The following is a 10050-nucleotide window of genomic DNA, read 5'->3' on the forward strand; positions in this document are numbered from 1 at the left end:
TATGTCTTGCCGGCTCGCGCGATGTCATGGATATCGTGGATGACGATGGACGTCGTGACAATCTCGTGGTGCTTGTTGTAGACCGGGTGGTGCACAACTGCCAGATATAACCTGAAGTCAGTCAAGGATTCCCCTCAGGTCTGCCAGTACTTTGCTGAGATACTTGCGGTCCTGGTCAGTCAGGTCGAAATCGCGCAGCAGATCGGGCCTTCGAATGAGAGTTCTTCTGAGCGCTTCCTCACGACGCCACTTGGCAATATTCGCGTGATGGCCTGAAACAAGAACCTCAGGCACGACCTCGCCATCCAGTTCTCGTGGACGTGTATATTGGGGATACTCGAGGAGCCCGGAGGAGAAGCTCTCTTCGCCCGTGGATGCCGCATTCCCGGTTGCCCCTGGAAGCAAGCGGGTAATGGCATCGATGATCTCAATGCTGGCCACTTCGCCGCCCGACAGGACGATGTCTCCAATCGAAATGGCCATGTCGAGTCGTTCCATGACGCGCTCGTCGATGCCTTCGTAGCGCCCTGCCACGAACAGCAGACGTTCCTCGTGCGCCAGGTCCTCGGCCATCCTCTGGGTAAACCGGTCGCCTTGGGGGGCAACCCCGATCTTGACCCAGGAACCTACTGGATTGTCAATTGTCTCCAGTGCCTCGATGAGCGGTCGGGGAAGGAATATCATCCCTGCACCTCCACCGAATGGGATGTCATCCGTCGTATGGTGGCGGTCATGGGTGTAGTCACGAAGGTTGACGGCCTCGAAGTCCAGAATGCCCTTGTCGATTGCCATCTTCATGACGCCGACCTGAGTGAACGGTTCGTACAGCAGAGGGAATATGGAAATCGCTTTGATTTTCATGGCAGCAACAGTATAGCAGACGTGCCAGCTTGCCAAGCATGCCGCGTTGCACTTTCCGATCTCAGGGGCAGCACGCCGCTCGACTCCCTGCCAGGTCAATGCGGCCGGATAGCGGCCACAAACCGACTCAGTAGTTGTTCAGTACTCCGTTCATCTTCACGTTCCTGAAGATCGCATTAAAAATCCAGTACCCGATCATAAAGCACACCAGGTTGATAACTACCAACCACAGGAAAACAGGCAACATGTGAAAGCTGCCGTTGAATGATTGCTGAGACGCATTGATCCCGGCCGTGAAGGGAATAACGTCAAGTATCCGTTGCACGGTGACAGGCATTTTGTCAAAAGGAATGATGGCTCCGGAGAAGAACAGCAGGCCGTAGGAGATGATGGATTCGAACGATGCAGTTTTCGCAAATTTCATCGTCAAACCGGATAAGGCGAGACCTATGCCTGTAAAACCAATAACAGAAACAAGCAGGATCCACACCAGGTTGATGTTAAAGGCAAGGCTGACAGGCAGCGTGATCCTGATAAGAGCCAGCAGCAACAGAGATTTAAGCGCGGTAACCAGCAGCACAACGTACGTTTTGACCGTCAAAATCAGCCAGAATGGATATGGCTTTATGATAAGCTGTTCTATGGTGCCCACCTGCTTTTCAAAGGAGATACTCACCGACAATTCCGAAATAATGCCGGACGCGATGATCCAATACAAGTATCCTATGGAATAATTTGTTGCATTCCCCGCGTTGTGAACAAACCCATAAAAAAACGTGGCGAACAGGATATACTTCGTGACGACATCGACGATCTGATCAGGGTAATAGGTCTTTACCTCCAACAGGTACTTTTTCAATTCCGCCCTGAAGAGTCTAAGCATCCCTGTTGCTCCCCCGCTGAATAAATGCCTCCATGACGTCTTCCAGACGGTTGCTGTCCTTTGAAAAAGCGATAATTTCATAGCCTTTCTCGAGTATATGCATCAGAAGGCGATCAATATCCTGATTTGAGATATTGCTGAGAATAATGTCCGTCGTTGCTCCTCGTTCTTCCACGGCACAATCGTCAGAGAGAATGTCTCCTCTCGCAACAGTTCCCCTAACTGTCAGCTTGTACTTGTTTTCACTGTACATCTGCTTGAAGTCAGAGGTTTTCCCGACGTATGCAATACCTCCGTTCTCCAGTACCAGGACTCTGTCGGTTACTGCATCAATGACGTCCAATTCATGCGATGTCAGGACAATAGTGTTTTTCTTCTCTTCTGCCAGACGTTTCAAATTGTTCATCACAGCCTTCTTGGTCAGGAGGTCCAGGCCCAGGGTTGGCTCGTCAAGGAATAAAACCTTTGGGTCCCCCAGCATGGCTACGATGATAGACAGTTTCTGCAGCATCCCTCTGGAATACTTGCCCGCAGTCTGATCTTTTGCATCATAAAGATCAAAGGCCTTCAGCAACGTATCAGCCTCTTCTGATATTACACTGTCCCTTAATTTCTTGAGCCTGCCAAAATATTGGATGTTCTGAAAGCCGGTAAGGTACCAATACGCGTTCCTCTCTCCCTCAAGGACAGCCGAAACATCCTTATAGTACGTGGATAAGGGAATTTTTGACAAGTCGTTGCCCAGAAATTCGATCTTCCCACCAGAAGGCTCCAGCGCCCGCAATAATATTTTGATCAAGGTCGTTTTGCCTGCGCCATTAATACCGAGGATGCCGAGAATCTCGCCCTCATTGATGTCAAAGGAGATATCCTTCAGCACAAGATCAGCCTTCTTGCCATACGATTTCTTCAAGTTGCTGACTTTATACATCGTGATCTCTCCCCGGCTACTCTGCTTTAATGGACACAACTCATTATCCTCTGACTCTCTATAGAGACAATAGGAAAACGCCACGGTGGGATCCACCGTGGCGTTTTCGGGAACAGAGATACGGACTACTTTGATGCTTTGCAAGTCTCAGCACCTTTCGCCGGCTTGGTGGAGACAGGTTTGAGATAGGTGTCCATCCACCGGCGGATGCTGTTCAGGCGATCGATGCGCCGGTCTGTGCGTCCGACGCGCGACAGCCCATGCGGTTCCTCCGGGAAGACCACAAACTCACTGGGTACACGGTTCACCTTGAGTGCCGTAAACACCTGCTGACCCTGTTCGATGGCGCACCGGAAGTCCATTTCGTTGTGAAGGACCATCGTGGGCGTTGTCGCGTTGCCGAGGTACTTCACCGGAGACCTGTCCCAGAGCACGTCGATACTCTCCTGTGGAGATTTTCCGCCGTGAGGCAGTTGGAAGACCCAGTTAAGGTCACTGGTGCCCCACATGCTGATGAGATTGCTGACGCTGCGCTGCGTCGCCGCAGCTGCGAAGCGGTGCGTATGGCCGATAATCCAGTTGGTCATATAGCCACCATAGCTGCCGCCAGTGACACCCATCCGCCTGCGGTCGATGTATGACTTCTTCTCGACCAGGTCAGTCCAGTCCATGAGGTCGTCGAAATCCACCGTGCCCCACCCGCCCCAGATAGCCTTCTCGTGCTCCTCGCCATAGCCAGTTCCACCCCGTGGATTGCTGAAGTAGACGACATATCCGCCAGCCGCCAGGAAGTAGAACTCGTGCATGAACAAATTGCCATACTGGTCCTGCGGGCCACCGTGGATCTCGAGAATCGATGGATACTTCTTCTTAGGGTCAAACCCTGGAGGCGTCATGATCCATCCCTGCAGATCGTGGCCATCGCGTGCCTTGAACCATACCTCTTCAACCTTGCCAAGATCGATCTGGCTGAGGAGCACCCGGTTGAGATGCGTCAGCTGCCGGGCGTCGCCCGTGTCCATGTCGCGCACCCAGATCTGCCCGGGGTCGGTCATGGTGCCCAGGAAATAAGCCATCATCCTCTGCCGGTCATCCACGGTGAACGTGCCAACGCTGCCAGGAGTGTCGATGACGGTATAGAGGGTCCCCTCGTCGACTGCAATCCCCATCAACTTGGTACTACCATGTTCGGAAATCTGAAAGTAGAGGACGTTGCCGTCAGCGGACCACACGGGAGGCATCTCAATCCCTCCCCCTACATCGTTCAGGGTCGAACATGTGAGTGAGATGTCATACGGTCGAGTCACGCTGCGCGCGTCTCCCTTCCCATCGGTGGGAACGACCCACAATTCGACGTTCTGCCACCATTCGTTGGGATCTCTTGCCCCAACGTAGCAAATCCGGCTCCCGTCAGGAGAGAAGACTGGCGTTCCCTTGGGGCCTCGAGGAGCCTTGATCAGCTTCATTGCTCCTCCTGCGGCCGGCATGACGTAGAGATCGATCAGGTCGGGCTCGAGGTCGGGATCTTCCCTGCGATTGCTGCAGAAAACGATCGACCTGCCGTCCGGAGACCAGGATGCGTTGTATTCGTCACACACACTGCCCGAGGTGAGCTGCTTCGCCCGGCCTCTGGCAACATTGATGGCCCATAGGTGAGTCCGTTCATGGCCGAGCCACCCCTGGCCGTCTCCACGGTAGAACAGGCGCGTATAATGACGCGAGACGACGCCCAGCTTCTTCTTCTGCTCGTCCGCCTCGCGGTCTATGACTTCCTGATCCTTCTGTGTAAACTCCAGCAGGAGGTTCCTGCCATCAGGCGACCATGTCAGGCTGGAGATGTCGCCCTTGAGATCCGTAAGACGACGCGCCTCCCCGCCGTCAGCATTGATGACATAAACCTGCGCGCTCTCCCCTTCCTTGCGCGACGACAGGAATGCAAGGCTCCGTCCGTCGGGCGACCACCTTGGCGATGCATCTGTCTGGTCTCCCTGCGTGAACTGGCGTTCGCCAGAACCGTCTGTGGGTGCTATCCACAGATTTGCGTACTTCTTCTGTGTCTTCTTGTCCACCCGCTGAACACCATAGACGACGTGCCTGCCATCCGGCGAGAGACGAACGTCCGTAAGAAGCTGAAGTGCATAGAGGTTTTGCGCCGTGATGGAACGCAGTGATTGCTTCGGTCGTGTCATGAGTTCCTCCATCGTTTCCGTGTCAGTGGCGGGGGTGCATGCGCACCCATTCCAGCCCCATGGTTCCATGTCCATTGTAGGCAAAACGAAGTCCAAGTATAGCGGAAACCGAAAAAGCCCCGGCACGCAGCACCGGGGCCTCCTGGACACGAATGCAGACCGGGCTAGAACTCCTGCCGCTGCAGTATGTAGTGCGAAATCCCCAGCATGCAGGCACTCAGAACCACGCCGACCACAATGGGCACGAGCTGTGGTACCGGGCTTATGATGAGGTTTGGGCTTCCGAACAACGTCAACGGGTTCAGCCAACGGAGAGGCTTGAACTGGCCTGCGACAGAAAGAACGATGATGATACCTCCTGAGAAGAGCATTGCTTTCACGCGGTCCGGCACAAGGACTGAGAGCAGTGTCGCAAGCGACGCAAATGCGATAAGCGCGACAACGCTGTGCAGTGTCGCAGCCAGCACAAATGCAGACTGGGGCGCCTTGCCGACGATGAGAGCACCCAGCACTGCACCTCCCGTGGAGACCAGCACTGCCAGCACAAGCCCTCCAAAGAGGACAATAACCTTGGCTGCCAGGATCATGCCGCGGCTGACAGGCCGCGAGAACAGGAAGATGGCAGTGTGCAGTTCCCGCTCACCGGCGACCGCACTACCCAGGAGCACGATTGCGAGGATGGCACCCACCTGTTGCAGGTTCTTGCTGAACCACTGGGAATACAGATATGCATTCACATTACTGAAGTCCGGCATCAGCTTCTTGATCAGATCTGCATACTCCGGCGGGATCTGGCCCATGCCGGGAATGCCCCTCTCGAGGAAGCGATACGCAATGGAGACAGCCAATCCTATTATCGACAGCAACACGCATCCTGCGATGATCTTCAAGCGGTTTTCCCGCAGCTCTTTCCACATCAATGCTTTCACGTCACACCTCCACAAACCGCATGAAGATCTCATCGAACGGCAACGATTGCACGTTGAGCACAGTGCCCCCGGCATCGGCAAACGCTGTACGAGCTTGTTCCTGATCGGCAAGCATCTCGACGTCCCAGGTGTCCTGGTCGAGAGCCCTCTCACGTTGAATAGTAATGTTCTTCACATCGCGCGGGCTGTGTCCGGTGCCAAACCGGACCGTGTAGACCCGATACTGTGCCTTGATGGATTCCACCTCGTCCTGAAGGACCGTATGGCCAGCGCGCATGAACGCTACCGTATCGCAGATCTTCTCGACCTCGCTCAGAATGTGCGATGAAAAGAAGACCGTCAGGTTGCGCCGGGACGTCTCGTCTGCCAGCACGCCCAGGAAATGCGACCGAACTACGGGGTCCAGACCATCGGTGGGCTCGTCGAGAATGAGCAACTCCGGTTCCGTCGAGAGAGCGATGTAGAGCCCAAGCAACTTGCGCATGCCCTTGGAATATGTAGCAATTTTGCGTGCAAGCGGCAGTTCGAAGACAGTCTGCAGTCTCCGCACATTCTCTTGCACAGAGCAGCCGTACAGTCGCGCATTGAATTCCAGGATCTCGAGGCCCGTCATGTGTGGATAGAGCGAGAAGTCCTCGGGTACGAATCCGATGCGTCGTCGGAGGACCATTCCATCTCCTGACGGGATGGCACCAAGAACCGTGAGCGACCCAGCCGTGGGCTCCATGAGACCGAGCATCAGCTTGATGCTGGTCGTCTTGCCAGAGCCATTTGGCCCCATCAGGCCGAAGATGCTGCCCGTCGGGACAGTCAGGCACATGTCCTTCAGCGCCCGTACCTGTCCATACGACTTGCTGACGCCAATCATTTCTATCGCATTCATGAACTTCCTCCCTGGTCATGGTCTTTCGCAGAATGCCGTTTGCGTTTCTCAAGTCGTTCAATGAGGTCGTCAATCGTGAGGCCAGCGTTGCGAGCCTCGACGACCAGCATTTCCACCATGTGTTCCAAACGTTCTGTCTCGACGCCGACCCTGCCTTCCCGTACAAACGTTCCCTTGCCGCTGACGGTCTCGACCATACCCTCACGCTCCAGGTCCCTGTATGCCTTGGCGACCGTGTTCGGGTTGACGGCCAGCTTGACGGCAAGTTCGCGGACTGTCGGCAGCTGGTCGCCCGGATGCAGAGTACCAAGAGCTACACCATTCCTGACCAGCTGGATGATCTGGAGGTACACGGGCACGCCATCATATGGGTTAACGTAGAATTCCATCATCACCCCTTATTGTACTATTACGATAGTACAATATGTCCAGATGTCAAGAGTTGACTGAGAACAACCTGCGGTAAGGGTCACTGGAGTGCCGTATGGGTCTGGTCCCGTGCAACATGGACCTGGCACCTGTTAGAGACTACTTGAGGGTTAAGACCGTCAACTCGGGCCGGCACAGGAAACGTACGGGAAGATGGCTCATACCCATCCCGGCGTTGACATAGAAGAACGTATCGCCCAGCTTGAACAGCCCTCGCGCGAAACGTGTGCCGTACCGCGAAGGGACACGCACAGCACCGATAAATGGGAGACGGACCTGGCCTCCATGGGTGTGGCCGGCAAGCACCAGCCGTGCGGCAGGGCGCTGTGCCAGCTCCTCGAACGCCTCGGGAGCATGTGTGAGTACCAGCGCGAATGCGGTGTTGGGGACTCCTTTGAAGCTCGCATCCAGATCGGCATGCCCAAAGTACGGGTCGTCAGTACCGACAAGCCATATGCGGTCACCGCCTCGACGCAGGACCACATTTTGATTCACAAGAACTCGAATGCCCGTCTCCGCCTGGAGGCGCTCGTGCCATGCCGCAATGCTCTGCCTGGTCGGAAAAGCGCGATGGTCCCAGTTTCCAGGCACGACAACTACGGGCGCGCCGGCGGCGGCACGCAGCTCAGTCAGGAACGCGAGGCACTCCGCCGTCTCGTCTGCGCGATCGACCAGGTCGCCCGTGATGACGACAAGCGAGGGGTGTTCTTTCCTGATGGCGTCGATTGCCATGCGGTAAGCCCGCGAAATGCGGTGGAGGTGCAGGTCCGACAGCTGTACGATCTTCATGCCGTCGAAACCAGGCGGCAACGACGGAGACGCGATCCTCAACCGAGTGACATCCAACTGAAACGGCTCACGCAGGAAGCCCTCAACCGCTGCGGCACCTGCGAGGGCGCCAACAACAATCGCAGTTGCCCCAAGTACTCTCTCTCTTCTCATGGTTTGTCTTCCTCCCGTGAGGACATCCCGACACATTGCCTGCCCTCGCCACAGTATATGAAATTGTGACCTGATATCACGCCGGGATCGTTCTGACTATCCCGATAACGCAAAAAGGCGCCGGGAAACCCGGCGCCTTATGTCACGTGCTGTGATTAATCTCTTAGATCTCTTCCAGCAGGCTCTGGAAAGTGTCGAGGTGTCCTTCCTCATCCCCCAGGATCTCGGTGAAGAGGTGTGCCGTCGTGAGGTCTCCCTCCTTGGTGGCCAAGGCAACGATCTCCTTGTACATCTTGACCGTTTCCTCCTCGTCCTTCTTATCGGTGGTCAGCATCTCCTTGAGTGACGACCCTACGCTGATCGGTTCAGGCTTCGTCGTCGGAGTCCCTCCGAGGTAGAAGAGCCGTTCGGCAATTGCCTCGGCGTGTTTCATCTCCTCGATGCCTGTCTTCTTGAACTCATCCTTGACTGCGAAGTGCTTCACGCCCTTCCACTGCACGTGCTGCCACATGTACTGGAGCGAGACCTGCAGTTCGCCAGCAATCGCGTCGTTCAGCATACCGAGCAGCTTCTTGGATGCCATTGTTATCCCCTTCGACAGCTAGCCGAATGCCTTCCAGGCACGTCGGTGCCGCCTGTCAGTAGACCACCTCCTAGCCGGCAGTCCACTCCTGAGTCTGAATGTGACCAGTGTCTCTGTCTGTTTTACATCTTGTCAGACTATACCACACAACGCGGGATCATGTCAACTCAGGTGGGTATACAAAAAGGGCAGAGCACTGCCGCTCTGCCCTGAGCCATACAATACAGTGAACTGCTACTCCATAGAGAGGATGACACCGTCCTGGACAAGGATCGAGGTCGAGCCGATCTTCTGAAACAGATTGTCTCCGACCTTGACTTCGACTGTTCCTTCAAGTGCACCCTGAACGTAGACGGAACCGAGCTCCAGTTTGGACACCTCGGCCTTCTTGGCCTCGAGATCCATGACCATCTGCTCCTGCTTTGCCTTCTCGTCCTGCAACTGCGCCTTGACGAGATCATCATACTGACCACCCACGCCGCCACGAAGGATGAGCTGCGACAGTGAGGACTTCAGTTTCTCAAGATTCTGTTTCGCCCCAGTATGCGCTCCGTCCAGCTCCTTGAGATAGCTGTCCTTGAACTGCTGGGTCACGACTGTCTTGATAAGAACATTCTGTTTCATCCAAACGCTGGTTGCCATTGATTCTACTGCTCCTCTTCCAGGCCACCCTCGGCCTGTTCGTCGTCCATGCTGTCGATTTGGACTGTGGCGTTCTTGCCAGTCTTGGCAGAAACCGCTCTGATGATAGTGCGAATTGCTTGGGCCGTATGGCCCTGTTTTCCGATGACTTTGCCAGTGTCCTTCTGGCCGACCTTGATCTCGTAGACCACGGTCTGCTCTCCGGCAATCTCAGTGATAACCACTTCTTCAGGGCTATCCACGAGAGCCTTGACGATGGTTTCGACCAACTGTTTCATCGGGAATCTCCTGATGTACGCAGAGCCGGCTTACTTCGCGGCCTTGCTCGCAACGAATCTCTGCCAGATACCGTTGTGCTTGAGGAGGTTGCGCACNNACCTCGATCTTTGGCTCCTTGGGCTTGGGATCATAGTAGCCGAGCGTCTCAATGACTGCGCCATTGGTTGGTTTCTTACGGTCGAGCACGACAAAACGATAGTGAGCCTGATGCTTGGTTCCAGTCCTTGCGAGCTTAATGCTTACCATGTTTCCTCCTGTTGCGTACCTGCGAGTATCAGAATCCGGGCAAGCCAAAGCCCCCGGCATGCTTGTTGTTAGCCATCTTCGCCATGCGGCTGAACAACTCGAACTGCTTGAGCATTCTGTTGATTTCACTGACATCCACGCCCGCACCGCGAGCGACACGACGCTTACGGGACGCGTTCAGGATGGCAGGACTGCGTCTTTCGGTGTCGGTCATAGAGTCAATGATGGCCGTGAATCTCTTTGCAACGCCCTC

At 55.2% G+C, this 10050-nt stretch carries 13 protein-coding genes and 1 pseudogene; all 14 read right to left on the reverse strand.

From position 1 onward, the window contains the following. Positions 1–125 (reverse strand): RNA methyltransferase (locus tag SMC5_RS11575; RefSeq protein ID WP_165848927.1); only part of this gene is annotated, 125 nt, incomplete at its 3' end. Continuing rightward, the gene (trmD, locus tag SMC5_RS02025) at positions 118–861 is read right to left on the reverse strand and encodes a tRNA (guanosine(37)-N1)-methyltransferase TrmD (RefSeq protein WP_119119402.1); all 744 of its coding nucleotides are present in this window, start codon (positions 859–861) and stop codon (positions 118–120) included. The genes trmD and SMC5_RS11575, both read right to left, overlap by 8 nt. Positions 862–988: 127 nt before the next feature. After that, positions 989–1744, reverse strand: a complete 756-nt coding sequence (locus SMC5_RS02030; RefSeq protein WP_165848928.1) for an ABC transporter permease — start codon at positions 1742–1744, stop codon at positions 989–991. Further along, complete coding sequence (locus SMC5_RS02035) at positions 1737–2675, reverse strand: ABC transporter ATP-binding protein (RefSeq protein WP_119119386.1); 939 nt, start codon at positions 2673–2675, stop codon at positions 1737–1739. Before SMC5_RS02035 ends, SMC5_RS02030 begins: the two co-directional genes overlap by 8 nt. Before the next feature lie 125 nt (positions 2676–2800). Further along, on the reverse strand, positions 2801–4864 hold the full coding sequence (locus tag SMC5_RS02040) for a S9 family peptidase (RefSeq protein ID WP_165846182.1): 2064 nt from the start codon (positions 4862–4864) through the stop codon (positions 2801–2803). Positions 4865–5028: 164 nt separating this feature from the next. Next, the gene (locus SMC5_RS02045) at positions 5029–5793 is read right to left on the reverse strand and encodes an ABC transporter permease (protein ID WP_165846183.1); all 765 of its coding nucleotides are present in this window, start codon (positions 5791–5793) and stop codon (positions 5029–5031) included. A 1-nt stretch (position 5794) separates the two neighbouring features. Beyond that, positions 5795–6676: an ABC transporter ATP-binding protein gene (locus SMC5_RS02050; RefSeq protein WP_119119389.1), complete on the reverse strand. Its 882-nt coding sequence runs from the start codon at positions 6674–6676 to the stop codon at positions 5795–5797. Next, a complete protein-coding gene (locus SMC5_RS02055; protein WP_119119390.1) occupies positions 6673–7068 on the reverse strand; it encodes a GntR family transcriptional regulator in 396 nt (131 codons plus the stop codon). The genes SMC5_RS02050 and SMC5_RS02055 overlap by 4 nt, the downstream gene beginning before the upstream one ends. Positions 7069–7204: 136 nt before the next feature. After that, positions 7205–8047 (reverse strand): metallophosphoesterase, encoded by an 843-nt coding sequence (locus SMC5_RS02060; protein WP_165846184.1) that lies wholly within the window; start codon positions 8045–8047, stop codon positions 7205–7207. A gap of 163 nt (positions 8048–8210) precedes the next feature. Then, positions 8211–8630: a ferritin-like domain-containing protein gene (locus SMC5_RS02065; RefSeq protein ID WP_119119392.1), complete on the reverse strand. Its 420-nt coding sequence runs from the start codon at positions 8628–8630 to the stop codon at positions 8211–8213. Positions 8631–8864: 234 nt separating this feature from the next. Beyond that, the gene (locus tag SMC5_RS02070) at positions 8865–9272 is read right to left on the reverse strand and encodes a YlqD family protein (protein WP_119119393.1); all 408 of its coding nucleotides are present in this window, start codon (positions 9270–9272) and stop codon (positions 8865–8867) included. A 5-nt stretch (positions 9273–9277) separates the two neighbouring features. Further along, complete coding sequence (locus tag SMC5_RS02075; protein ID WP_119119394.1) at positions 9278–9550, reverse strand: KH domain-containing protein; 273 nt, start codon at positions 9548–9550, stop codon at positions 9278–9280. Then, positions 9507–9932: a 30S ribosomal protein S16 gene (gene rpsP / locus SMC5_RS11580; RefSeq protein WP_119119395.1), complete on the reverse strand. Its 426-nt coding sequence runs from the start codon at positions 9930–9932 to the stop codon at positions 9507–9509. The genes SMC5_RS02075 and rpsP overlap by 44 nt, the downstream gene beginning before the upstream one ends. Beyond that, a pseudogene (locus tag SMC5_RS02085) lies at positions 9826–10050 on the reverse strand (signal recognition particle protein); the annotation flags it as partial. The gene rpsP and the pseudogene SMC5_RS02085, both read right to left, overlap by 107 nt.

The organism is Candidatus Cryosericum odellii (genome assembly GCF_003570935.1).
GTDB lineage: Bacteria > Caldisericota > Caldisericia > Cryosericales > Cryosericaceae > Cryosericum > Cryosericum odellii.